General features: G+C 63.6%; 26 protein-coding genes. 12 read left to right on the top strand and 14 right to left on the bottom strand.

The features are described from left to right. The first annotated feature begins 13 nt into the window (after positions 1 to 13). Genes HMPREF3171_RS01550 through HMPREF3171_RS11780 form a run of 3 tightly spaced genes read left to right on the top strand, consistent with a single transcriptional unit; the run spans position 14 to position 2,934 of the window. The gene (locus tag HMPREF3171_RS01550; RefSeq protein ID WP_141743308.1) at positions 14 to 1,075 is read left to right on the top strand and encodes a FecCD family ABC transporter permease; all 1,062 of its coding nucleotides are present in this window, start codon (positions 14 to 16) and stop codon (positions 1,073 to 1,075) included. Further along, on the top strand, positions 1,072 to 2,127 hold the full coding sequence (locus HMPREF3171_RS11785; RefSeq protein WP_246815295.1) for a FecCD family ABC transporter permease: 1,056 nt from the start codon (positions 1,072 to 1,074) through the stop codon (positions 2,125 to 2,127). The genes HMPREF3171_RS01550 and HMPREF3171_RS11785 overlap by 4 nt, the downstream gene beginning before the upstream one ends. Then, positions 2,128 to 2,934 (top strand): ABC transporter ATP-binding protein, encoded by an 807-nt coding sequence (locus HMPREF3171_RS11780; protein ID WP_070482382.1) that lies wholly within the window; start codon positions 2,128 to 2,130, stop codon positions 2,932 to 2,934. Here the strand turns inward: HMPREF3171_RS11780 and HMPREF3171_RS01535 are convergent. Further along, complete coding sequence (locus HMPREF3171_RS01535; protein WP_083291903.1) at positions 2,931 to 3,407, bottom strand: GNAT family N-acetyltransferase; 477 nt, start codon at positions 3,405 to 3,407, stop codon at positions 2,931 to 2,933. The two genes, HMPREF3171_RS11780 and HMPREF3171_RS01535, sit on opposite strands and share 4 nt — an antisense overlap. Positions 3,408 to 3,573: 166 nt before the next feature. Here HMPREF3171_RS01535 and HMPREF3171_RS11775 point away from each other — a divergent pair, with 166 nt between their 5' ends. After that, entirely contained in the window at positions 3,574 to 3,813 is a 240-nt protein-coding gene (locus tag HMPREF3171_RS11775) for a hypothetical protein (protein ID WP_141743307.1), read from the top strand. 75 nt (positions 3,814 to 3,888) lie between these two features. Here HMPREF3171_RS11775 and HMPREF3171_RS01530 read toward each other — a convergent pair whose 3' ends face one another. Next, positions 3,889 to 4,392: a GNAT family N-acetyltransferase gene (locus HMPREF3171_RS01530; RefSeq protein ID WP_070482544.1), complete on the bottom strand. Its 504-nt coding sequence runs from the start codon at positions 4,390 to 4,392 to the stop codon at positions 3,889 to 3,891. 23 nt (positions 4,393 to 4,415) lie between these two features. Between HMPREF3171_RS01530 and HMPREF3171_RS01525 the strand changes: the two genes are divergently transcribed. Continuing rightward, on the top strand, positions 4,416 to 5,249 hold the full coding sequence (locus HMPREF3171_RS01525; RefSeq protein ID WP_070482378.1) for a chymotrypsin family serine protease: 834 nt from the start codon (positions 4,416 to 4,418) through the stop codon (positions 5,247 to 5,249). Positions 5,250 to 5,387: 138 nt separating this feature from the next. Here the strand turns inward: HMPREF3171_RS01525 and HMPREF3171_RS01520 are convergent, their stop codons facing one another. Both HMPREF3171_RS01520 and HMPREF3171_RS01515 read right to left on the bottom strand, forming a co-directional pair. After that, positions 5,388 to 7,172, bottom strand: coding sequence for an acetyl/propionyl/methylcrotonyl-CoA carboxylase subunit alpha (locus HMPREF3171_RS01520; protein ID WP_246815294.1), 1,785 nt, complete (start codon positions 7,170 to 7,172; stop codon positions 5,388 to 5,390). A 60-nt stretch (positions 7,173 to 7,232) separates the two neighbouring features. Further along, a complete protein-coding gene (locus tag HMPREF3171_RS01515; protein WP_070422836.1) occupies positions 7,233 to 8,117 on the bottom strand; it encodes a sulfurtransferase in 885 nt (294 codons plus the stop codon). A 302-nt stretch (positions 8,118 to 8,419) separates the two neighbouring features. Between HMPREF3171_RS01515 and HMPREF3171_RS01510 the strand changes: the two genes are divergently transcribed. Next, positions 8,420 to 9,481 (top strand): Cj0069 family protein, encoded by a 1,062-nt coding sequence (locus HMPREF3171_RS01510; protein WP_070422883.1) that lies wholly within the window; start codon positions 8,420 to 8,422, stop codon positions 9,479 to 9,481. A 239-nt stretch (positions 9,482 to 9,720) separates the two neighbouring features. Here the strand turns inward: HMPREF3171_RS01510 and HMPREF3171_RS01505 are convergent, their stop codons facing one another. The 5 genes from HMPREF3171_RS01505 to HMPREF3171_RS01485 form a co-directional block, all read right to left on the bottom strand. Next, entirely contained in the window at positions 9,721 to 10,119 is a 399-nt protein-coding gene (locus HMPREF3171_RS01505) for a DUF3151 domain-containing protein (RefSeq protein ID WP_070449528.1), read from the bottom strand. A gap of 26 nt (positions 10,120 to 10,145) precedes the next feature. Continuing rightward, positions 10,146 to 10,739, bottom strand: coding sequence for a Maf family protein (locus HMPREF3171_RS01500; RefSeq protein WP_070482377.1), 594 nt, complete (start codon positions 10,737 to 10,739; stop codon positions 10,146 to 10,148). Then, on the bottom strand, positions 10,739 to 10,924 hold the full coding sequence (locus HMPREF3171_RS01495) for an acyl-CoA carboxylase subunit epsilon (RefSeq protein ID WP_070482375.1): 186 nt from the start codon (positions 10,922 to 10,924) through the stop codon (positions 10,739 to 10,741). Before HMPREF3171_RS01495 ends, HMPREF3171_RS01500 begins: the two co-directional genes overlap by 1 nt. Before the next feature lie 10 nt (positions 10,925 to 10,934). After that, a complete protein-coding gene (locus HMPREF3171_RS01490) occupies positions 10,935 to 12,458 on the bottom strand; it encodes an acyl-CoA carboxylase subunit beta (RefSeq protein ID WP_070482373.1) in 1,524 nt (507 codons plus the stop codon). A gap of 150 nt (positions 12,459 to 12,608) precedes the next feature. Beyond that, positions 12,609 to 13,874 carry an ATP-binding protein gene (locus HMPREF3171_RS01485; RefSeq protein WP_246815293.1) on the bottom strand — a complete coding sequence of 422 codons (1,266 nt, stop codon included), beginning with the start codon at positions 13,872 to 13,874 and terminating at the stop codon, positions 12,609 to 12,611. A gap of 194 nt (positions 13,875 to 14,068) precedes the next feature. Here HMPREF3171_RS01485 and HMPREF3171_RS01480 point away from each other — a divergent pair, with 194 nt between their 5' ends. Both HMPREF3171_RS01480 and HMPREF3171_RS01475 read left to right on the top strand, forming a co-directional pair. Continuing rightward, the gene (locus HMPREF3171_RS01480; RefSeq protein WP_070482371.1) at positions 14,069 to 14,800 is read left to right on the top strand and encodes a biotin--[acetyl-CoA-carboxylase] ligase; all 732 of its coding nucleotides are present in this window, start codon (positions 14,069 to 14,071) and stop codon (positions 14,798 to 14,800) included. A 22-nt stretch (positions 14,801 to 14,822) separates the two neighbouring features. Further along, positions 14,823 to 15,278: a hypothetical protein gene (locus tag HMPREF3171_RS01475; RefSeq protein WP_070449537.1), complete on the top strand. Its 456-nt coding sequence runs from the start codon at positions 14,823 to 14,825 to the stop codon at positions 15,276 to 15,278. Positions 15,279 to 15,321: 43 nt separating this feature from the next. Here the strand turns inward: HMPREF3171_RS01475 and budA are convergent, their stop codons facing one another. Then, positions 15,322 to 16,050, bottom strand: a complete 729-nt coding sequence (budA, locus tag HMPREF3171_RS01470; RefSeq protein ID WP_070482369.1) for an acetolactate decarboxylase — start codon at positions 16,048 to 16,050, stop codon at positions 15,322 to 15,324. A 58-nt stretch (positions 16,051 to 16,108) separates the two neighbouring features. On the opposite strand from budA, the gene HMPREF3171_RS01465 reads away from it, so the two are divergent. From HMPREF3171_RS01465 to HMPREF3171_RS01455, 3 genes are read left to right on the top strand one after another with little or no spacing between them, the layout of a single operon-like run. Then, a complete protein-coding gene (locus tag HMPREF3171_RS01465) occupies positions 16,109 to 17,272 on the top strand; it encodes a 5-(carboxyamino)imidazole ribonucleotide synthase (RefSeq protein WP_083291902.1) in 1,164 nt (387 codons plus the stop codon). A 4-nt stretch (positions 17,273 to 17,276) separates the two neighbouring features. After that, positions 17,277 to 17,780 carry a 5-(carboxyamino)imidazole ribonucleotide mutase gene (purE, locus tag HMPREF3171_RS01460; RefSeq protein WP_070482367.1) on the top strand — a complete coding sequence of 168 codons (504 nt, stop codon included), beginning with the start codon at positions 17,277 to 17,279 and terminating at the stop codon, positions 17,778 to 17,780. Continuing rightward, positions 17,773 to 18,240 carry a YdcF family protein gene (locus HMPREF3171_RS01455; protein WP_070482365.1) on the top strand — a complete coding sequence of 156 codons (468 nt, stop codon included), beginning with the start codon at positions 17,773 to 17,775 and terminating at the stop codon, positions 18,238 to 18,240. Before purE ends, HMPREF3171_RS01455 begins: the two co-directional genes overlap by 8 nt. Before the next feature lie 67 nt (positions 18,241 to 18,307). Here the strand turns inward: HMPREF3171_RS01455 and HMPREF3171_RS01450 are convergent, their stop codons facing one another. The 3 genes from HMPREF3171_RS01450 to HMPREF3171_RS01440 form a co-directional block, all read right to left on the bottom strand. Beyond that, complete coding sequence (locus tag HMPREF3171_RS01450) at positions 18,308 to 18,631, bottom strand: hypothetical protein (protein WP_070482363.1); 324 nt, start codon at positions 18,629 to 18,631, stop codon at positions 18,308 to 18,310. A 73-nt stretch (positions 18,632 to 18,704) separates the two neighbouring features. After that, positions 18,705 to 19,361: a TIGR03089 family protein gene (locus HMPREF3171_RS01445; RefSeq protein WP_070449546.1), complete on the bottom strand. Its 657-nt coding sequence runs from the start codon at positions 19,359 to 19,361 to the stop codon at positions 18,705 to 18,707. Between the two features lie 18 nt (positions 19,362 to 19,379). Beyond that, entirely contained in the window at positions 19,380 to 20,921 is a 1,542-nt protein-coding gene (locus tag HMPREF3171_RS01440; protein ID WP_246815302.1) for an AbgT family transporter, read from the bottom strand. Between the two features lie 226 nt (positions 20,922 to 21,147). Here HMPREF3171_RS01440 and HMPREF3171_RS01435 point away from each other — a divergent pair, with 226 nt between their 5' ends. Next, positions 21,148 to 22,440 carry a M20 family metallopeptidase gene (locus HMPREF3171_RS01435; RefSeq protein ID WP_070482536.1) on the top strand — a complete coding sequence of 431 codons (1,293 nt, stop codon included), beginning with the start codon at positions 21,148 to 21,150 and terminating at the stop codon, positions 22,438 to 22,440. Positions 22,441 to 22,470: 30 nt separating this feature from the next. Here HMPREF3171_RS01435 and HMPREF3171_RS01430 read toward each other — a convergent pair. Then, positions 22,471 to 23,974 (bottom strand): AbgT family transporter (locus tag HMPREF3171_RS01430; RefSeq protein ID WP_246815292.1); only part of this gene is annotated, 1,504 nt, incomplete at its 5' end.

Raw genomic sequence — 23,974 nt, 5'->3', positions numbered from 1 at the left:
CCCACCGCGAACCATGACGATCACCACAGCGCCTGCGCCCACCGAAACGGAAGCCCAGCTAGCACCGCCACAGCCCCACCCGCTCGCGTACCGAGTTGTCGGCGCATGGGTGCTCATCGCGTTGCTCGCGGTCTCGCTCGTGCTCAGCCTTACCGTCGGTGCGCGCGAGATTACGCTCAGCGAGCTGTGGCATTTCCTCCGTTCGCCCGATCCGGCCGACCCGGTGTCGCAGGTGGTGTGGCAGTCGCGGGTGCCGCGCACCGTGCTGATTTTGGTGGCAGGGGCCGCGTTCGGTGTCGCGGGCGGCTTGATGCAGGCAGTGACCAGAAACCCCCTGACAGACCCCGGAATCCTCGGCGTCAATGCCGGCGCTTCTCTGGCGGTGGTGGTAGGCATCGCCTACTTCGGTCTCACCGACATCAACCAATACATGTGGTTGGCATTCACAGGTGCGACCGTTACATCGTTCGCTGTATTCCTCATCGGAAATGCTGGGCCGATGCGAGGCAACCCGATCCGGATGACACTGTCCGGCGTCGCACTCGGTGCCGTCCTCGGCGGGTTCACTTCAGCGGTTCTGCTCACCAACTCCGACGTTCTGAAGAAGATGCGCGGCTGGTCCGCTGGCACCACGGCCAACCAGGCTCTGGACAATACGCTCGCGATCGTGCCCTTCATTCTGATCGGGCTCGTGCTCGCGCTCGCACTATCGAAGTCGCTTGATGTGCTCGCGCTGGGCGAGGCCGCTGCCGTGGCGATGGGAGCGAACCCGAACCGCGTTCGTCTCGTCGCACTGATCGCTATTGCGCTCCTCGCTGGCGGCGGCACTGCGGTGGCAGGACCAATTTCTTTCCTCGGGTTGTTGGCCCCGCACCTAAGCCGGATGATCGTGGGCCCGCACCAGGGATGGATCATGGCGTACTCGATCATTTTGGCACCCGCCATCATGGGTTTCGCTGACGTGGTCGGCCGCGTGATTGTGCAGGGCGAGATGCCTGTAGGGGTGGTCACGCCCTTCATCGGCGCGCCCCTCCTTATCTACATGGTGCGCCAGTTCCGGGTGACAGAACTGTGACGACGCAACGCCTGGATTTCGGCCGACCGATGGTAGGGATCGGCCCGCGCGAGCGCCCGATCTTCGTCACCGATGTGCGTGCAGTGGTAGTCACCGCCGTTCTCGTCGCGCTGGCGGCTGCTTGCGGCGTCTTCGCGCTTTTCACCGGTTCTGCATCGATGACCGCGGGCCAAGTATTCGATGCTGTGCTGGGCCGCGGGGACGACTTCACCCACATGGTCGTGGTGGAGTGGCGTGCTCCGCGCGTGCTGATGGCGCTGGTGCTCGGTGCTGCGCTCGCTCTGTCGGGCGCGTTGTTTCAAAACCTCACCAATAATCCGCTCGGTTCGCCGGATGTGATCGGTTTTCAAACCGGCTCCTATACCGGGGCTCTCATCGCTATGCTGGTGCTCCGCGGCGGTTCCACGGCCACCCTGCTCGGTGCGCTCGCGGGCGGCTTGCTCACGGCTGTAACGGTGTTTTTCCTAGCGTCGAAAGACGGCCATGCTCGGGGAGTGCGGCTCATCATCGTCGGGATCGGTGTCAGTGCGATGCTGGCCGCGGTGAACACATGGCTGCTGCTCACGGCGACGGTCGAGGACGCGATCATGGCGAGCTTGTGGGGTGCGGGCAACCTTGCTGGCACCAGCTGGAAAACCCTCGGGTTCGCAGCATCGGGCACGGTGGTGTTCATTGCGGTGACGGCGTTGTTGGCTCGCCCGATGCGCCTTACACAGATCGGCATCCCGTTCGCCACCGCTCTTGGGCAAAACGTGCGTGCAGTGCAAGTCGCCGCGATCATCACCGGGATTGGCTTGACCGCACTAGCCACCGCCACCGTTGGACCGATCTCATTCATCGCGCTCGCCGCCCCGCAGATCGCGCGCCGACTTGTGCGCGCCGACGGGCTGGCGCTGATGCCTACTGCCGCGACCGGCGCGTTGCTGCTCGTGCTCGCAGACACTGTCGCACAGCGCATTCACCCCACTTCGCCACTGCCAGTAGGCATTGTCACCGTCTCCATCGGCGGTATCTATTTCCTCTGGCTGCTGATTCAGGAAGGACGGAAGTAAATGGCACGTCTGCGCACCGAACACGCGAAGTTGGCGTACTCCGACGAAGCGATCATCTGCGACGATGTCACAGTCGAGATTCCGGATCGCATGTTCACAGTCATTGTGGGGCCGAACGGGTGCGGCAAATCGACGCTGCTGAAGTCCCTTACGCGGCTCATTACGCCGGTTTCAGGGGCGACGCTTCTCGACGGCAAGTCTCTGCACGAACAGCCCACCAAACACGTTGCTAAGCAAGTCGGCCTGCTTCCCCAGGGGCCGGTCGCACCGGAGGGCATCCGTGTCATCGATCTCGTCTCACGCGGACGGTATCCCCACCAGGGTCTTTTCAAACCTTGGTCGCCAGAAGACGAGCGTGCCGTGGGAGGGGCAATGGACGCGACCAACGTGCGCGAGCTCAGCGGTCGCTTCGTCGACGAGCTTTCCGGCGGGCAGCGCCAACGTGTTTGGATGGCTGTCGCTCTTGCGCAGGAGACTCCGATCCTGCTCCTCGACGAGCCGACCACGTTTCTGGATGTGCGCTACCAGATCGAACTTCTTGAACTGTGCCGCGAGCTGAACAAGCGCGACCACCTCACCCTGGTGGCGGTGCTGCACGATCTCAACCAAGCGGCGCGCTACGCGGATAACATCATCGCGATGAAAGACGGGGAAGTCGTGGCCACCGGCGCGCCCGCCGACGTGATCACCGAGGAGTTGGTTCGTGACGTTTTCGGCGTCGAGGCCAGTATCATCCAAGATCCGGAATCCGGCAGCCCCCTCATGATCCCGCGGTGGGAAGGGCGCGTCGCAGAGAGGGCAGATTAGAGCTGGTAGACCATCACACCCCCGGGTACCGCGACATCGCTGAAGCCGAACGCTTCATAGCGGTGGCGGGCGCGGGGGTTGTCTTCTGCGACAAAGAGCGCCACTTGTGTAGCACCCTGCTCCCGGGCGAGGTCTACGACCTCACGGAGCAAGGCTTCGCCCAAGCGGTGGCCCGCATATCGGTTCTCAATGGCGATGGCGATTTCTGGAGTGCCGGGCGAGAGGTTCGCATAGCCCTGGTCAGGCGACGTCCAATACCGCAACCACACTCCGCCTGCGGGAATGCGGAATTGGTCGAAGGCGATGACCCCGCCGTCGCGTTGCGGGTCCCACTCGTCGACGTAGCGTTCCACGTCCGGTAACTGCTCCGGGCGCACCTCCTTGGATTCGTCACCGTAGATGTCCGCGAGGAAGTTCAGACGGCGCAAGTAGGTGCGGTCCGATTCTGTGGCGCGGTGGAAGGTGAACTCCATGGGTGCCACCGTACTCATGCACTTAAGTCACGCACGGTAACCTTTCCCGCATGCGCCCACAGCGCCAGAGCCGCCACAGCCGCCGCTGGTGCCGTCTGTCTGGCCGCCGCGCCGCCTGAGTGCCGCCGCCCAACCATTACGGTCACCCAAGGCGACGTGGTGCGCTTTGGCGGGGTCTCCGAGTGCACGCTGGGCTACGTGGACGCCTCGTAAGGGATTCTGGGCGGGCTACACCGCCGCCCACTGTGGCCGGCCTGGCAGCCGCGTGGAGGTGAAAACCGTTGGCGGATACCGCGAGGTGGGCACGTTCTTGCCGTCGCGGCAGTACGAGGTTGAGTGGCACGACGCCATTAAGTCCTTTGCGCTTAACTGGCTTGATCGTGGGGAAAGGCTGCTGGAGGCTTAGGAATGGGGCTCAAATTTTGAGCTCTATCGGTGGAGGTGGTCCCCCAGCAGGCGCGCCGCCTAGGCGAAACGTGGCCTAAGCGGTGAAGTCATCGACGTCGACGGCCATGACATTGTCGTGGCCGTCGACGTTTTTGAATCCGAAAGACTCGTAGCGGTGGCGTGCGCGGTCGTTGTTCGGGTCCACCCACAGCGCTACCTTCGACGCGCCTTGCTTTGCTGCCAACTCAACTGCAGCTGCAAGGAGTCGGACGGCGAGTCGGTGGCCGGCGTAGCGTCGCTCCACCGCAATTGCGATCTCCGGAATATCCTTCCCGAGGTTGGCCCAACCCAGTTCGGGCGTGGGCCAGTAGCGCAGCCAGACACCGCCCGCTGGCACACGGAACTGGTCGAATGCAAGGATGCCGCCTTCGGTTTCTGGGTCCCATTGGCCGACGTAATTGTCGGAGCCTGCACGTTCATCTGGTCCGATCTCGCCGTGCTCATCCCCGAACACGTCGGTGAGAAAGTTCAGGCGGCGCAGGTACGTGCGGTCGGATTCAGTTGCTTCACGTAGTTCGAACTCAGGTGTGTAATCCATGCCCACCACGTTAATCTTTTTCCATGCTCCGCCGCATATGCCTCTCGACGACCACCGCAACCGCCCTTGCCCTCACCCCAATCGCAAACGCTGCGGTTCCGGTGGTGGAGCAGGGAGCTCGTGTGGTCGTCGTCGATAAGGGCATGTGCACCATCGGGTTCAACGACCCCGACCAACGGATCAGTTACACCGCCGGGCACTGTGGCGAACACGGCAGCCGCGCTGCTGTGGGCCAGGCAAGCGGAACGTTCTACCCCTCCACTGCATTCGGTAGGTCTGCGACCGGCAACGACTGGGGGATCATCCGTTGGGACGACGGTGTCCAACTGGGTGCGAACACCATCACCACCGACGCCGTGGTGGACCTCGAGGACCTGCACCCCAACGACGAGGTCTGCCTGCTCAGCGCAGGGGAGAAGCGGTGCGGCACCTTCGTTGACCGGCTGGGCAACAACGTCTACTTCGACAGCGAACTTGGCGTGAAAGGTGACTCCGGCGCACCCGTGTGGGCACCCGGCAGGGGACTGGTGGCGGTCTACTCAGGCGTGAGCACGGTGTCGAACGGGAAGGGCGAATCGTCCTCGCTCAACAGAGCTTCGAAACCAGTGAACGGGCCTGGCGTATCGGAGGCGCAGGAGATCGAGCTCATCAGCGCCACCAAGCCGATCAGCGCCCCAGTTGTCCACGGCACCGGCATCCCCGAGGCACCCGCGACCGATGTGGCTCCTACAGGTTCGAGCACTTCCCCAGAAGCCATCGCTGCGATTGTTGTGGCTGTCGCCGTTGTTGTGGGCCTGCTCATGCCGTTTTTTGGGCCTGTGTTGGAGCAGTTTGCCGTTTCCGTAGGTCTGCGCTGACGGATTGTGGCGGAATGTGTCAGGCGGCCTTTGAAGGTGCATAAAACGCCTGGTCGCAGCGTCGCAAAGAAAAGCCCTGACAGATTCTGCAAAATCTGTCAGGGCAATGGGTGGGACAAGCGCCACCGAAGCAACCAGCTACTTCAGCTCCATGAGCACGGCGCCCTTGGTCACCTGGCCGCCAGCTTCGGCGGCGAGGCCCGTGACGGTGCCGGCCTTGTGTGCCTTGACTGGGTTCTCCATCTTCATGGCCTCGAGGACCAGCAGGACATCGCCTTCAGCAACCTCGTCGCCTTCGGAGACGTTGACCTTGATCACGGAACCCTGCATGGGGGAGGCGACGGCGTCACCGGAGACAGCAGCCTTGCCTGCGCGGCGCTTCTTCGGCTTGCGCTTGGCTGGGCCTGCGGCGACGAGCTCCTCGGGCAGGGCAACTTCGATGCGGCGGCCATCGACCTCAACGGCGAAGGTGTGGCGGGCTGGCAGGTCGGTATCGGCGTCGTCGATAGATGCATCGGCGCTGGACGCGGGCAGTTCGCCGTCCCACTCTTCCTCGATCCAGCGGGTGTACACGTCGAAGCCGTCTTCGGTGCCGACGAATGCCGGGTTGTCCAGGATGGCCTGGTGGAAGGGGATGACGGTGGGGAAGCCGGTGACCACGTATTCGCCGAGTGCGCGGCGGGCACGCTGGATGGCCTCTTGGCGGGTGGCGCCGTAGACGATCAGTTTCGCCAGCATGGAGTCGAACTGGCCGCCGATGACGGAGCCTGCGCGCACGCCGGAATCGACACGCACTCCGGGGCCGGTGGGCTCAGCGTATGCAACGACGGTGCCCGGTGCCGGCATGAAGTTTGCGGCGGCGTCTTCGCCGTTGATGCGGAACTCAATAGCGTGGCCACGCGGAGCCGGGTCTTCGGTCAGCTGCAGTTCCTCGCCGCGGGCGATACGGAACTGCTCACGCACGAGGTCGATGCCGGCGGTGACCTCGGTGACGGGGTGTTCGACCTGCAGGCGGGTGTTGACCTCCAAAAACGAGATCAGCCCGTCAGAGCCAACGAGGTACTCCACGGTGCCCGCGCCGTAGTAACCTGCTTCGCGGCAGATGGCCTTGGCGGAGGAGTGGATGCGCTCGCGCTGCTCGTCGGTGAGGAAGGGCGCTGGGGCTTCTTCGACAAGTTTTTGGAAGCGACGCTGCAGCGAGCAATCACGCGTACCGACGACCACAACGTTGCCGTGCTGATCAGCCAACACCTGTGCCTCAACGTGGCGGGCCTTGTCCAGGTAGCGCTCCACGAAGCACTCGCCACGACCGAACGCTGCGGTGGCTTCGCGGGTGGCGGACTCAAACAGTTCCGGAATCTCTTCGCGGGTGTAGGCGACCTTCATGCCGCGACCGCCACCGCCGAAAGCTGCCTTGATGGCAACGGGCAGGCCGTGCTCGTCGGCAAACGCAACGACCTCGTCAGCGTTGGCCACGGGGTCCTTAGTGCCGGGCGCCATGGGGGCGTCGGCGGCTTCAGCGATGTGGCGGGCGGTGACCTTGTCACCGAGTGCCGCGATGGCCTCCGGCGACGGGCCGATCCAGGTCAGGCCAGCGTCGATGACCTTCTGCGCGAACTCGGCGTTCTCCGAGAGGAAGCCGTAGCCCGGGTGGATAGCGTCGGCGCCGGACTTCTGCGCGGCGTCGATGACCTTGTCCATGTCCAGGTAAGACTCGGCGGCGGTGGTGCCGCCGAGGGCGAAGGCTTCGTCGGCAAGAGCGACGAACGGCGCATCGACATCAGGGTCTGCATACACCGCGACCGACGCAACACCTTCGTCCTGGCACGCGCGGATGACGCGCACGGCAATCTCGCCGCGATTAGCGACGAGCACCTTGCTCAGGCTGCGGGGCAGATCAGTATTCGGTGCGGTGGTGGACACGAAGCAATCCCGTCCTTCAATCGGAAATACGAACCGTCAGAAAATCGGACAAATGTCGTTCTATGTTACAGCCCCACCACGGGAATCCCCTTTAGCCACGGGGACGCGGACCATGTTGCCCCACTCGGCCCAGGAACCGTCGTACAGCGCAACGTCCTCGAAACCGAGAATATTGTTCAGGACGTACCAGGTGTGCGACGCGCTTTCGCCCAACTGGCAGTACACCACTGTGCGCTTCTTCGGATCGAAATCCTTGTAGATCTCGCGGATGTCCTCCAACGGGCGGAAGCGCGCGTTCGGGTGCACGGAACGGCCCCACGGGACGCTAAACGCGCCCGGAATGTGGCCCTGGCGCAGCGTCGGTACTTGGGGTTGCACAGGGGCGGTGCCGTCGCCGCGGTAAGCGGGGGCTGGGCGGGCGTCGATAAGCTGCTCCGGCGGATTATCCAGCAGCTCGGAGGCGAAGGTGCGAACTGCGGTGTCCTTGCGCTCCACCACGGGGTAGTCAGACTCGGGGTAGGAGGGAACGACGAAGGACGTGTCGCGCTCCTCACCCATCCACGCGTCGCGTCCGCCATCGAGCAAGCGCACGTCGGGGTGGCCGAACAGCTCGAACACCCAGGCGGTGTAGGCAGCCCACCAGTTGGCGTGGTCGCCGTAGACCACCACCGTGTCGTCGCGGCTGATGCCGCGGGACCGCATGAGTTTGGCAAAGGCTTCGCCGTCGATGAAGTCGCGGTTGAGCTCGTCGTTAAGATCGCTCTTCCAGTCAATGCGCACCGCGCCCGGAATGTGGCCGATGTCGTAGAGGAACGCATCCTCATCACTTTCGACAACCTTCAGACCATCCACGCCGAGCCGCGCCGAAAGCCACGCGGCGGTGACAAACTTCTCAGGATGTGCGTAGTCCTTGAACTGGGGATTGTCGTCGAGTTCGATACCCACGTCAGCTGCCTTTCGTCTCTGCGGCCCCCGCCGGAATAGGCGAGTGAACAATCACCGACAAGGATACAGGTAGTACCAGCAAATCCCGGCCGGAATCGGCGAGAAACCTCGCCTCGCCACAACAGGTGTGAACTTGCACACTATCAATTCTGCCGCCCTGTGTGGGTCGCTTTAAGCCGATAGAGTCAGAGACGGAACACGACGGCTACGGCTGAGATGTTTCGCGAGTTTTTACCTACCCCGCCGATGCATGCGCTGACCGCATTCACACGCTGCGGGACAACATCATGAAAGGGATCACCGTGCACAAGGCGATTGTTGTCTTCGAGGTTGAGGGCGGCTCCGACAAGTACATTGACGGCCACCGCAAGGACACCATGCCCATTGTCAACGCCATCAAGGAAAAGGGCTGGCACGCAGAGGTTGTCTACTTCCGTCCGGAGTGGGCCGACGACCTGTTCACGTACGTCTCCGAGAACTTCGACGGCTACATCTCGCGTGTGAACCCGGGCAACATCCCGGGCGGCGAAAAGGGCTACTTTGACCTGCTTACCCGCCTGTCCGAGGCCGGCCTGGTCGGCATGTCCACCCCGCAGGAGATGATCTCCTACGGTGCGAAGGATGCCCTGGTGAAGCTGAACAAGACCGACCTTGTGCCGGAAGATACCGCCGCGTACTACGAGGTTGAGGACTTCCACAACACCTTCCCGACCTCCCTGTCCTACGGCGAGCGCGTGCTCAAGCAGAACCGCGGCTCCACTGGCTCCGGCATCTGGCGCGTGCGCCTTGCCGACGAAGCCCTGGCCGACTCCGTCGAACCGGGCACCGCCCTGCCGCTGGACACCAAGCTCAAGTGCACCGAGGCTGTGGACAACCACACTGAGGAGCGCGAGCTCGGCGAGTTCATGGACTTCTGTGACCAGTACATCGAAGGCGACAACGGCATGCTCGTGGACATGCGCTTCATGCCGCGCATCGTCGAGGGTGAGATCCGCATTCTGCTGGTCGGCCCGCACCCGGTGTTCGTTGTGCACAAGAAGCCGGCTGAGGGCGGCGACGCGTTCTCCGCAACCTTGTTCTCCGGCGCGAAGTACACCTACCAGAAGCCGGAGGAGTGGCAGGAGCTCGTCGACATGTTCGCCGAGGCCCGCCCGGTCATCGCCGAGAACCTCGGTGGCGACAACATTCCGCTGATCTGGACCGCGGACTTCATGCTTGCCGATGACGACGAGACCGGGGAGGACACCTACGTCCTCGGCGAGATCAACTGCTCCTGCGTCGGCTTCACCTCGGAGCTCGACATGGGCATCCAGGAGATGGTGGCCGAGGAGGCCATCAAGCGCGTGGAGGCGAAGCACGCGTAAGCGCTGACTTTTCGACGACACCAACGCCCCGGCCCGAAAATCCCGTGCCGGGGCTTCTTGTCTGTCGTGACCCGGTTTTCGCCGACCGGGAATGCGAATCGTCTAGTTGCATTTCGGAGCTGCTAGACGATCCGCATTTTATTGATATCCGTTTTCAATATCACCTGGGGAAATGCATCCGGGGAGTCGTGATCGTCTAGTACCCCCTCTCAGGGAGCTAGACGATCTGCTTTTGACGCCTACCCCAGCAGCTCCTTCACGCTGGCCGGGTCGGCGTCGGAAAGCATTTGGCGGCAGCGGTCGTACTCGGCGTCGTCGCCAATCGCCTTGGAGGTCAGCGCGAGCATCGCGATGGCTTTGAGCACACCGCGGTTCGGCTCGTGGGACGCCGGGACCGGACCCCAGCCCTTCCATCCGTTGGCGCGCAGGCGGTCCAGGGAGCGGTGGTAGCCGGTGCGGGCGTAGGCGTAAGCGATGAGTTTGTCGCCGGATTCGAGTTCACGCTCGGCGCGGGTGGCCCAGACGGCGGGGGAGTCGGGGTGGGCGAGCGCGGTGTCGTCGGCAAGGAGGTCCTTGCCGGTGGCCGGATCGGCGGGAAGTTCGATGGGCTTCGGTGCAAGCATGTCGTTGATTTCCATGATGGCCAGGCTACCCACAACGTGCGCTACGCGGTCCAGAAGTCGGAGGCGTCCAGCCCGAAGCGGTACAGGCAGCGGCGCAAAAGTGGCATGGACAGGCCGATGACGCTGGTGGGGTCGCCGTCGATGGAGTCGATAAACCAGGAGCCGAGTGCCTCGAGCGTGAACGCGCCGGCGCACTGAAGCGGCTGGCCGGAGCGGGCGTAGGCCTCGATGTCGGCATCGGATACGTCACCGAAGCGGATGGCGGTGGTGACGGTATCCACGACCCATTCGCCGCCGAACCACACCGCATGCCCGGTGAGCAGGTGTGCTTCCTTGCCGCGCTGTGCTTTCCACCGGCGGATTGTTTCGTCGACGGTGTGGGGTTTGCCGAGCAAGGTGTCGTCGAGAAGCAGCATGCTGTCGCAGCCAACAACAACGTCGTCGGGGAACTCCGTAATTGCGGTCTCGGCTTTTGCGCGGGCGAGGGTGGCCACGGTGGTGGCGGGTGGGACGTCGCCGAGCGAGGCGATCACCGCATCCTCATCGATGTGCGCGGGACGCAGCACGGGGGTGACGCCACCTTGTTCGAGTAGCATGCGTCGCGACGGGGACTGCGACGCCAACACCAACCGCATTAGTAATACGCCGCCGAATCGAACGCGTGCGGGTTAAACGCAGTCGCCGGGTGGGACGCACCCCATATGCTGGCGTCAGGCTGCACCCCGGACTGCTTGCGTTCGCGCTGGAGCTGCAGCAGCACCTCGGTCAGCGCCTGCAGTTCCGCCTCGGTGGGGTTGCCTTTAACTACCTGAATATCCACGTCAGCCTCCTTACAGCGGGATGTTGCCGTGCTTCTTCTGTGCCGGGTAGGTCACCTTGCGCTCGAGCAGGCGCAGACCCTCGAGGACGCGGGCGCGGGTGGTGGACGGTTCGATGACGGCGTCGACCATTCCGCGCTCAGTGGCCACGTACGGGTTGAGGTTGTCCGCGGCGTACTGCTCCTCGTCGGTGCCGATCGCCTCGGCGGCGGTGGTGGCGTCTGCCAGTGCGATCTGTGCGGTCGGCCAAGCGAACACCAGGTCCGCGCCCAGGCCCTTCGAGCCGAGCAGCGCGTACGACGGACCGAACGCCTTGCGGGTGACCACGGTGATCGTGCCCACCTGGGCCTCTGCAAACGCGTAGGCGAGTGCGGCGGCGGCTGCGGCGGACCCGGAGCGCTCCTCCTCGACCGACGGGAGGAAGCCGGGGGAGTCCACGAACTGCACGATCGGCAGGTTAAACGCGTCGCAGGTGCGGATGAAGCGTGCGGCCTTGCGTGCGGCGTCGCGGGTCAGGCAGCCAGCCAAAACACTCGGCTGCGTTGCGACGACACCAACCGCGCGCCCGCCCACGTGCGCAAAACCGGTGACCACGGAACTTGCGAAGCCAGCGGAGAGTTCCAGAACGTCGCCGTCGGTGACCGAAGCCAGGATGTCGGTGACGTCGTAGGGCTGGTTGTCGTCGTCAGGCATGAATGTGTCGAGGTCGGCCTCCGTCGCAGGGGCCTCGGCGTTGTCGGCACCCAGCGGGGAAGCGGCCTTGTTATTCAGCGGCAGGTAGCTGACCACGGTACGGGCCAGGTCCACCGCTTCCGTATCGGTCGCGGCGACGAGCTGCGCCAGGCCAGTCTCCGCGGCGTGGACGGCGGTGCCGCCAAGCTCATCGGAAGTCGTTTCGGCGCCGGAGACCTTGCTCACGATGTCCGCCGTGGTCACGTGCAGGGACGCGCCCTCGGCCATGACGGTGATGTCCGCCATCGGGACCGTGGTGGCAGCGAGCGAGGCGACATCCCCGGCCACGACCGCGATCTGCGGAATCAAACCCGACGCACGGGTTGCCGCACGCAGGATCTGTGCCTGCATATGCGCGGTGACAATGCCTTCCTTCCAACGCGGGCCAGTCGAGTCATAAATACCGATCAGCGGCACGCCGGTCTTGGTTGCCAAGTCGTAGATCTTGAGGATCTTCTCGCAGTACACCTCACCGACCTGGCCGTCGAAAATCGTCGGGTCTTGGGAGAAGACGCAGACACGACGGCCGTCGATCAGCCCGTAGCCCGTAATCACACCGTCGGTGGAAGGCTTGGACTTGTCCATCTTGTATGCCTCGACGCGGTGCTTGGCCAGGGCGTCGGTCTCCACGAACGTGCCGTCGTCGAGAAGCGAAAGCACGCGCTCACGAGCAGTGGTGCCGCCAGCCTCGTGGACAGCATCGATCGCGTCCTGACCGACCGGTGCCTGCGCCTCATCCAGGCGATTGCGCAGATCCTGAATGCGGCCAGCCGTCGTGGTCATGTCGGGTTTAGATGAACTCATAACGCCCCAGTCTAGATTCCGAGATTGTTCCTGCCACATTGCCTATCGACGGCGCGTCGCCAGACGTTTCGCAGCGTAGGTGTAACCGGGGTGCCGGGTTGGGGTGTGCTTCCGGGGGCTTGCGAGGGCGAGGGTGAGGAAACGGGAACACTAATTGCTGAGAAGCGCGAGAGGCATAACGATCACACCGTCAGGTCGTACATAAGCCTGTTTCCCCGTGGTAAGGACCATGAGGTTGGTAACACGGTCTGGAATGCGGTCGCGCAACCATAGGAGGTGTCGGACGTCGGCGTCATCGATATGAGGCTTCAGCTTGACTTCCACCCCGAGCACCTCCCGCTCAGCGCCCTCAATGATGAAGTCGACTTCTCGCTCTCCCGCGTTCGACCTGAGGTGGTAGACCTTGGCCCTGTTTGCTTGGGCCAGTACACGCAGGGTGAGCGCACACAGAGACTCGAAAAGCGGCCCGAACATGTGCGCAGCACGGTTACTCAAGAGGCCAGATGGGGATATTCCAAGAAGCCTGGCAGCGAGTGCAGGGTCAGCCAAGTGATGCTTTGGGCCTTGCTGCAGGCGTTTGAACTCATTGTTTTCTGGAACCCAACCAGGAACTGGATCAAGCAGCCAAATCTTTGCAAGGTGCTCACGATATGCGAGTGTGGTCTTCTGATTTGGTTGTTCAGTCTGACCGCCGGTGGTCGCATCAAGCAGCCTGGAGTAAGCGGTGGTAGTGGCTGTTGCAGCAGCGTATGCGCGCAACCAGCTTCGAAGCGATTCCGGCCGTCTCACCTCGTATCCTGCATCGGGAATATCACGATCGATGATTCGCTCAATGTAGGAATCCAGCAGTGTGACCTGGATGAGCGGATTCGCGGAAGCGATGGCGGGGAATCCGCTTCCGGTGATGAGGCGTGCGTAGTCGTCGAGCCTACAGTCAGAAGAACCAGATACATCGGTGTTTCCGGCCAAGATCCCGGCGAAGCTGCATGTGGGGTTGGCGACGCCGCGTTCATGAACTGCCATTGGTCGCATTCTCAATGAGACGATGCGTCCGGCCCCAGAGTGTGAGCCCTTCGGGTCAACTGGGGTAGCAGAGCCGGTGAGGAGGAAGCGCCCGGGCCCAGCGCCCTGATCTACTTGACGGCGGACAGAATCCCAGATCTGGGGAAGATGCTGCCACTCATCTAGTAGAAGAGTTCCATCTGGTGCGGAGGAGAGCGAGAAATCTGCCTCGGCAACGTTCCTCATATCGGGATCGTCGAGATACCAAGCAGCGTCGGCTCGGCGCCTTGCAGTGTCGGTCTTGCCCACACCTTTTGGTCCGTCAATTGCGATTGCGGGCAGGTGAGGCATAAGGAGATCAAGCTCGTCATCAAGCGTGCGCCGAAGATATGACATACGGGTAGTGTACAGCATGAATAGTTCCTACTACCCGTTTTTCAGAAGGACTACTACCGGATTTTCAGGACTCTTACTACCCGATTTTCAGAAATGAGGTGCCTCTTCGGCGAAGCGCGCTAACCGACGTTTCGAGAAGATAGGGGAGGGGAGCGGAGGGCCTCCACCACGCCGCCCACCACATCACCCCGCCGGCTACTACGCTCGTGCACATGAGTGTCAAGGACGTGCAGGCAATTCAGGACAAGGTGGCCGGATACTGGACTGACGTGCGGTGGGTCGAGTCCACCGGGTCGACGAACGCGGACCTGCTCAAGGACGGTTCCGCGCCGGGCACGGTGCTCATCGCAGACGAGCAAACCGCTGGCAAGGGCCGCTTGGGCCGCCATTGGGTGTCGCCGAAGGGCTCGCAGTTGGCCATGAGCATGGTCATCGACGTGACCGATACCCCGCCGCCGTTCGGGTTGCTGTCTATCGCGCCGGGGGTGGCGGTGACGGATGTGGTGCCGCAGGCGCAGTTGAAGTGGCCCAATGATGTGCAGATTGGCGGCAAGAAGATCGCTGGCATCCTCTCGGCGTTGGATATGCCGCGGGTGATTGTGGGCATCGGCATTAACGTCGCTATGCGTCCGGAGGATCTGCCTGTGGAGACCGCCACCGCCTTGAACCTTGAGGGCATTGATGTGGATTTCGACGAGTTCACCGCCGACATCCTCGCCGCGATGGGTCGTCGTTTGAAGCAGTGGCAGGAGCGCGACCCGCAGTTGTTGGAGGATTACCGCAAGGTCTGTTCGACCATCGGCCAGCAGGTTCGCCTGGAGTTACGCGAGGGGGAGGAGACGGTGCGCGGCCTGGTCACGGGCATTAATGATGAGGGCGAGGTGCTTATCGACGACACCCCGTTCTCCGTCGGCGATGTCCACCACCTCCGCCCGACCCAGTAGGCGTGCAGTAACCTAGCCGGTCATGGCTAACAAAGCGGTGTTTCGCGTCGGCGAGGACGAGGTGGTCCTCGCCGACGTGTGTGCGCCGCTTTCTTCGTTGACGTTCCCGTTGCTGGAGTTAGTGGCGCTCACGGGTATCGCCTGGATGGCGATCGGCTGGATGGACGTGACCCCGCACATCGATCCGGGGATGCGCAACATTGTGGTGCTGATCTGGGCGATGCTGGCCCTGTGGCGGTTTGTGTTGCCGTTGGTGTCGTCGCGACGCAGGCGCTTCGTGGTCACCGACAAGCGCGTCCTGGCGCGGGGGCGGCGTGGCGCGGTGGATTCGATCCCGTTGCGCCAGATCCATTCGGTGCGGCGGGAGCGCGGGGGCTTGTGGATCGCGCTGTACGGCTACGCCCAGCCGGTGCGGTTTGACCGGGTGGGCAAGACGCGCGCGGTGGAGAAGGTGCTGCAGTCGCAGCTGCGCGGCTAGGCGGACGCACTGAGCCCGCGCACCCGCGCCGCAGCCCCCGCAGCTAGTCCTTGACTTCCGTGGTGTGGAGCTGCTCGTCGAGGTCCTCAGGTGAGAGGTGCCCGCCGAGGAATTCGGCGGTGATGGGTAGGTGCAGTTCCATGTCGGTGCCGGGGCACAGTTCGATGACGGCGTCGTCGACGGTGTAGTCGAGGACGTGGCCGCCGCGCGAATGCTCGTTGTCGATGAAGTGCACGTGGCAGCCGGGGACGCCGATGCCTTTGGCGTACATGGGGGTGCGGAATCCGCCGATGACGCCTTCGACGTCGGTGAAGATGTGTTCGGCGTCGTCGGAGACCGCCTCGGACATTGGGGGATAGGGCTTTTCTTGTTTGGTGACGGTACGCACGCGGACTTCTTTGAATCGGCCGGTGATTTTGACGGCGGTGAAGAAGTTGTGGCTGGGTTCGGCGTCGTCGATAAATTTGGCGAGTTCGGCGCGGACCATGCCGGCGGGTGCGTCGAAACGTAGGCGGGGTACGAAGTTGGTCACCACGGTAAATGGGGTGCGTTGGTCGAGGTCAGCGACGCGGGCTTTGCCGTCGGAGGTGAGTTGGTGGCATACGCCGTCGAGGATGAGCATCTCGCCGTCGAGGGCGTCGAAGGTGCCGAGGCCGAAGTTGCCTTTGCTCAGGATGTCGCTGATGGTGAGCTCGCCGTCGTAGATGCCGTCGAGAAGTGCGGTCATCAGAGAGTTTTGGAAAATGGTGTGGCGGGCGATGGTTTCAGACATGGCTGCGATGCTAGTCGGTTGGCCGACTACAGTGTGGGGCGTGAGTAACGCGTATGGGATGCCTGTTGTCGCCGTGCTTGGCGACGGCCAATTGGCACGAATGATGCAAACAGAAGCTATCGAGCTCGGCGTGGACACTCGCGTGCTCGCGTCGAGTAAGGACAAGTCGGCGGCGCAAGTCTTCGGCGATGTCCGCATCGGCGACTACACCAACCTTGAGGATCTGCGCGCGATCGTCGAGGGCGCGGACGCGGTCACGTTTGATCACGAGCATGTGCCGAACGAGTACGCGCAATTGCTTATCGACGACGGCGTCGCCGTCGAACCGCGCCCCGAAGCCCTCATCTACGCCCAGGACAAACTCGAGCAGCGCCGCCGCCTCGCTGAGGCGGGCCTGCCGGTGCCGCCGTTCGCAGCGATCACGTCGGCTGCGGACGCGGAGGCGTTCTGGGACGAGACCGACGGTCAGGTGTGTCTGAAGGCGACGCGGGGTGGGTATGACGGGCATGGGGTGTGGTTCCCGTCGTCGAGAAGCGAATGCGCGGAACTCGTGGAGCAGCTTTTGAGCCGCGACCTGCCGCTGATGGCAGAGAAGAAGGTCGCCTTCACGCGTGAGTTGTCCGCCATGGTGGCGCGCAACCGTTCCGGCGATGTGCGTGCGTGGCCGGTGGTGGAATCGCGCCAGGACGACGGCATTTGCCGCGTGGCCATCGCGCCCGCACCGAACATGTCGGACGAGCAGGCCAAGCATTGCGAAGACCTCGCCGTGCGTGTCGCCGAAGGCTTGGGTGTGACCGGCGTGCTGGCGGTGGAACTGTTCGAGTATGAGGGGCCGAACGGCCCGGAGGTGGCCGTCAACGAGTTGGCCATGCGCCCGCACAACACTGGCCACTGGACCCAGGACGGCTGCCTGACCTCCCAGTTTGAGCAGCACATCCGTGCTGTGTTGGACTGGCCGCTCGGTGCCGTGGACACGCTTGCGCCGGCGACCGTCATGGTGAACACACTTGGCGGCGACGAGGATCCGGACACTCCGATGGCCGAGCGCGTCGTCGCGGTGATGCGCAAGTACCCGCAGGCCAAGGTGCACCTCTACGGCAAGGACCACCGTCCGGGCCGCAAGATGGGCCACGTCAACGTGTGCGCCGATACCGTCGAGGAGGCACTCGCGATTGCCGAGGACGCCGCGCACTACATCATCCACGCAACCTGGAAGGACTAAGCAGATGGCACAGCCGCAAGTTGGCATCATCATGGGCTCGGACTCGGACTGGGACACCGTCGCCCCGGCCGCCGAGGTACTCGCCGAGTTTGGCATCCCGTTCGAGGTCGGCGTGGTCTCCGCGCACCGCACCCCGGACAAGATGCTCGCCTACGCCAAGGAGGCACATACCCGTGACCTTCAGGTGATCATCGCCTGCGCTGGCGGTGCCGCGCACCTGCCGGGCATGGTCGCCGCGGCCACCCCGCTGCCGGTCATCGGTATTCCGCGCGCGCTGGACACGCTTGACGGCATGGATTCGCTGCTGTCCATCGTGCAGATGCCGGGAGGTGTCCCGGTGGCAACGGTCTCCATCGGTGGTGCAAAGAACGCCGGCCTGCTCGCCGCCCGCATCCTGGGTGCCGCCGACCCGGCTGTGCAGCGCAAGATGGTGGACTACCAGGCACGCATGGCAGCCGAAGTGGAACGCAAGGACGAGGCGTTGCGTCAGCGCCTGATGTGTGAGTAACCCAATCGTTGTGTTAGGCGCCCGGATTGTGGACGGGCGCCCTTCTCGCATGCTCGAGCACCGCTTGCACAAGGCGCTCGAGGTGTGGCGTGCGAATCCGGCGCCGATCGTGGTGTCCGGCGACGGGGAGGCCGACATCATGGCCGCCTGGCTCACCGCCCACGGTGTGCCTGCTCAGGCGGTGGTGCTCGAGCCGCATGCGCGGTCCACGAACGAAAACCTGGAACGTTCCCGCGCGCTGTTCCCCGACGCGTCGTACCTCACCGTAGTGACCAGCGGTTTCCACGTCCCCCGTACCCGCGTGTGGGCGCGGCACCTGGGCATCCCGGTGCGCATGGTCGCTGCGACGACGCCTGAAACCTCGCGGAAGAAAAACTACGCGCGCGAAGTGTTTGCCGTGCCGCACTCCATCGCGCGCGTTGCTTGGCGACGACTCGCCCGCCGCCTCTTCGGCCGCTGAGCCATGCAACACGTGCCGGGCGGCGTCGGCCAGCACGGCGGCGTCGGCCAGCACGGCGGCGCCGGGACTAGCGGGGGAGGCCCGGCAGGTTGATGCCGAAGTGCGGGGCGGCGAAGTACAGGCCTGCTGCGCCGAGGGTGGCGATGATCGCAGCCGCACCGACCAGCAGCGCGACGAAGCGCCCTGCGTTATCCACTTCGTCCTGGGTGTACTCGGAGCTACCCGGGCCGGTGGCCATCTTCTTGTCTTTCGGAGTGGTGTTTGTGTTCTCGGTTTCGGTCTGAGCCGTGGTCTCAGCCTGGGCCGGGGCGACAGTTGCGGTGGCGAGGCTGACGGTCAGTGCGGGGGCGAGAGCCAGCGCACCAGCGCGGCGGATCAGCGTGCGGGACATGCCGGATTCCCTTCATCAATGCGGGTAGTGTCCGGCACAGCTTAGCCCAGGAGTGCAGGGGTAACAGTCATGACTACTGGATACGGCGCGTGACGTTCTCAGCGGCGGAGATCTCCTGGAGCCGTTCATCGGATACCGAACCCGTGACGACGACCACGGATCCACCAGCGGCCAGCGGTACCATCACCGACATCGTGAAGTCATCGGTGCCACGCCAATCTGGGGCGAGGTAGCGTTCGGCCTCAACGCCTGGCTGGGCGAAGGTGGACAGGTCTGGGCTGTTGCCGAAGTAGTCGTCGCCGTAGAAGCGCACGGTGGGGCCGAAGTCCACGGTGCCGGGCGGAATGGTGCCGCCGGCTTCCTCGACGCCGCGGCCGAACGGGTCGTCGGAGACAAGGACGCACTCGGTGGCGTCGGTCCAGTTTTCGGCGCGTTCCGGGGTGGTGAAGACGATATCGGGGGCGGTGGGGTGGTCGTCGATGAGCGGAGCGCGCGAAGAGTTGAACGTGCCAACCGCAATCACCGCAGCCTGCCAGGAGACGGGCAGGTCGATGACGATGCTCGCGTCGAGGGGGAGGTCGAATTCCTCGTCGAGCATGTTGGCTACTTTGCTGGCCCAGTTGTCCAGCGTTTGGGCGGAGAAATCCATGCGTAATCCCCGCGCATCGTCGTAAATAGTGAAGCGCGGGGATGCGGGATCTGCGGCGAGAAGTGGGGCAAGCATGCTCATGCTCGCCCAGTGTAGGCACTACAAGAAGATGGCAGCGCCGGGGCCGAGTGGCAGGTCGAAGATGTACCAGATGAACAGCAGGGCAGCCCAGGACACCCAGAACGGAACCACGAACACGATCAGGCGCGACATCAGCGTGCCCAGGCCAGCATTGGGCTCGTATCGACGAAGCAACGTCAGGATCACGATGATGTACGGGTTCAGCGGGGTGATGATCTGGGTGGCGGAATCGCCGACACGGAACGCGGCCTGCGTGAAGGCTGGCTCGAAGCCGATCAGGGCGAACATTGGGACGAACACGGCCGCCATCAGGGTCCACATCGCGGAGCCGGAAATAACCAACAGGTTCAGGCACGACGCCAGGATGATGAACGCGAGGATGGCCGCGAAGCCGGTGATGCCAGCCGCCTCGAGCATCTCTGCGCCCTTGACGGCGGAGAAGGTGCCGATGCCGGACCAGCTAAACAGGGAAATGAACTGGCCGAGGATGAACGCGAGAACCAGGAAGCCGAGCATGTCGCCCATCGCCTTGGTCATCATGTCCACGATGTCCTTGATGTTCTTCACCGTGCCGGCGACCTTGCCGTAGACGATGCCGAGGACCATGAAGTAGGTGAAGACGATGAACACGATCGACTGCAGCAGCGGGGACTTCGGCAGGAAGCCACCTTCTTCGTTGCGCCACGGGGAATCCGGGATGAGTACTGCGAACAGGATGATTGCCGTGACGATAAGCGTGGCGACGCCCGCCCACATCAGGCCGCGGCGTTCCGGCTTGGTCAGTTCGACGGAGATCTCGTTGCCGTCGGCGTCGCGGTTCATGCCGTCGTCGCCCTCGACCATCTCCTGGGGGACGTCGAGTTTGTGCATGCGGGGCTCGAGGATCCTGTCGATGATGAAGCCACACGCTAGGCCCAGGATGATGGAGGCGGCGATGTTGAAGTAGTAGTTGGACACCGGGTTGACCTCGGTGGCGTCCATGCTCGGCAGGGTTTCCATCACGGCGTTGGTGATGCCGGCGAACAGGGCGTCCAGCGACGTCGGCACCAGTGCGGTGGAGTAGCCAGCGCCGACGGCGGCGAAGCCACCGAGCAGGCCTGCGACCGGGTGGCGGCCAGCGGCCTTGAACACCATCGCGGCCAGCGGCGGGATGACCACGAACGCGGCGTCCGCCATGATCGAGCCGGTCACGCCAATGATGCCAACCGCGTACGGCAGAACCGAGCGGTTAGCGGAGCCGAAGAGCTTGCGGATGAGCGCGGAGAGCATGCCGGAGCGCTCGGAAACGCCCACGGCGAGCATGATTGGCAGGACCGTGACCAGTGGAGGGAAGCCGAGGTAGTTCTGGCCGAGGGTAGTGGTGAACCAGGCCAGGCCTTCACCGGTGAAGAAGCCCTTGATCTTCACACTTTCGTCCTCGCCGGGCACTGCGACTTCGGCCCCGAAATACGCCATCACGGTGGAGATCACCGCGGTGATGAGGAACAGGATGAGGAAGAGCGTGAACGGCTCCGGAAGTTTGTTGCCTACCGACTCGATGGTGCCGAGGAGGCGATCCATTGCGGTTTTCTTCTGTGGTGGGCTGCTGTCGGCAGAGCACTCGAGCTCGGCGCTCTCTGTGGCTTTTCGCGTACTCATGTGTATATGTTGTACCAGTCACATTAATTCTGCGCTAGGGTTTTGTAGAAACGTAATCCGATCGACGGAGAGTGAGCGGACCGTGAGCGAAACGCATCCAAACCGCCCGACCAGTCCAACCCCACCGAACCCTGCCTTCCTGCAGCGCATGGACGCAGTGGTGCGAGATGAGATCGCCGCTGCGTCGCCGCAGTTCCCGATTGAGCCGGGCTATCCGGACCGTGACGCGGTGTGGGGGAAGGTTGAACGCAACGTCGAAGCCGTCCGGGCCGACCTGGAACACATCATGCGTGACCTGCACGCGAACCCGGAGGAGGCGTTTCAGGAATTCCACGCGCAGGCTGTGATTGCGAAGGTGCTTGAGGGGCAGGGGTTCGTCGTCAAGCAAGGGGCGCATGGCGTGGAAACGGCGCTGCGCGCGGAGTGGCAAAGCGACGACTTTGACCCGAGCACACATCCGACGGTGGCGGTGATGTCTGAATACGACGCGCTGCCGGGTATCGGGCATGCGTGTGGCCACAACGTGATCGCTGCATCCGGGGTGGGTGGTTTCCTCGGCGCGGTCGGTTCGGGTTCGGGCCGCATCGTGTTTCTTGGCACCCCGGCGGAGGAGGGCCACACCGGCAAGGAGTACATGATCCGCGGCGGCATGCTCGACGGCGTGGATTGTGCGGTGATGATCCACCCGTTCTGCTACGACCTGGTGTCGCACGCGTGGACGGGGCGCCGCTCGCTTACCGCAACGTTTACCGGCGTTGCCGCGCACGCGTCGATGCAGCCGTACATGGGGCGCAATGCGCTAGATGCTGCGACGCTTGCGTACCAAGCCATGGGGTTGTTGCGCCAGCAGATGCCGCCGTCGGATCGTCTACACGCAATCATCTCGGACGGTGGTGCGAGGGCATCGATCATTCCGGAGACGGCCACGCTGAGCCTCTACGTGCGTTCGCTGTACACCGAAACACTCATGGATTTGAGCAAGCGTATCGACGACATCCTTACCGGCGCCGCCCTCATGACCGGCACCGGCGTGGATGTGCAGTGGGATAACCACCCCATGTCGCTTCCTGTCCGCAACAACGAAACCTTGGCGGCGTGCTGGGGAGCGACCCAGCAGGCGCGGGGTAGGGAAGTGTTGCCGGGTGGGATCTTGCCGGACTCGCAGGCGGCGTCGACAGATTTTGGCAACGTCTCGCAGCTCGTGCCCGGCATCCACCCGTTGGTCAAGATCGCGCCGGAGGGCACTGCGCTGCACACCACTAAGTTCGCCGATGCGGCGATCACCCCGGCCGCAATGGACGGTGTGATCGACTCCGCGGTGGGGCTCGGCCAAGTCATCGCTGACGTACTCAATGACCCGGTGCTGTTGCAGCGCGCTCGCGAGGAGTTCGAAGCGGCGGGTGGGGCGATCTCCGTGGAGGCGCTGCTAGATGAGGCCTAGATGACGCGTAACTGACGCCTGAATGGCGCGCTACAGGAAGATGGCAGCACCCGGGCCGAGCGGCAGGTCGAAGGTGTACCAAATGAACAGCATGGCCATCCAGAAGATCCAGAACGGAACCGTGAACATGATCAGGCGCGACATGAGCGTGCCCACGCCAGCCTTCGGTTCGTAGCGGCGCAGCTGCGTCAGGATCACGATGATGTACGGGTTCAGCGGGGTGATGATCTGGGTGGCGGAATCGCCGACACGGAACGCTGCCTGGATGAAGGCCGGATCGAAACCGATCAGGGCGAACATGGGCACGAACACGGCCGCCATCAGGGTCCATAGTGCGGAGCCGGAGATGATCAGCAGGTTCAGGCACGACGCCAGGACGACGAACGCGAAGATGGCGGCGAAACCGGTGATGCCTGCGGACTCGAGCGCGTTGGCTCCCTTGACGGCGGTGAAGGTGCCGATGCCAGACCAATTAAACAGCGCGATGAACTGGCCCAGGATGAACGCGAGGATGAGGAAGTTCACCATGTCCTTCATGGCGCCAGCCATCATGTCTGCGACGTCGGGTACGCGTTTGATCGTGCCCGCAACCATGCCGAAGACTAGGCCCATGACTACGAAGTAGAGCACCACGATGAACACTGTGGACTGCATCAAGGGCGAGTCCGGCAGGAAGTTGCCTTCCTCGTTGCGCCACGGAGAGTTCGGGATGAGGACGACGATCGTGCACACCACGGTCAGCAGCAGGGTGGCCCACAGAGTGGCGCGCAGGCCGCGGGATTCGGCGTCGGTGAGCTCTGCGGAGATTTTCTTGCCGTCGCGGTCGCGGGTCATGCCGTCATCGCCAGCAACCATCTTGTTCGGTACACCGAGCTTGTTTAAGCGGGGCTCGAGGACCTTATCGATGATGAATCCGGCCAGAAGTCCCAGCACGATCGCGGAGACAAGGTTGAACCAGTAGTTAGAGACCACGGTGACCTCAGGGGCGTCGAGGCTTGGTAGCGCCTCCATCACGGAATTCGTGATGCCAGCGAACAGCGCATCGAGCGAGCCCGGCAACAGCGACGTGGCGTACCCCGCGCCCACGGACGCGAAGCCACCGAGCAGACCCGCCACCGGGTGACGGCCAGCAGCCTGGAACACCATGGCAGCAAGTGGCGGGATGACGATGAACGCCGGGTCGGCGATCAGCGAACCGGACACACCAATCAGACCGACCGCATACGGCAGCACCGAGGTATTCGCGGAAGAGAACAGCCGGCGGATCAGCGCCGACAACATGCCCGAGCGCTCCGCGATACCGACCGCCAAGATGATCGGCAGCACGTACACCAACGGCGGGAAGCCAACGTAGTTCTTGCCCAAGTTCACGGTGAACCAGGCAAGGCCTTCCCTGGTGAAGAAGCCCTTGATGGGGCGGATCTCGTCGTCGCCAGGCACCTGCACCTGCAGGCCCGCCCAGGCCATCACCGTGGAAATGACCGCGGTGGCCAGGAAGAGCAACAGGAAGAGCGTGAACGGCTCCGGAAGTTTG

This window comes from Corynebacterium sp. HMSC08F01 (assembly GCF_001807545.1).
Classification (GTDB): Bacteria; Actinomycetota; Actinomycetes; order Mycobacteriales; family Mycobacteriaceae; genus Corynebacterium; species Corynebacterium coyleae.
Note: the sequence above shows the minus strand (reverse complement) of the source record. Positions and strands in the feature narration are given on the sequence as shown.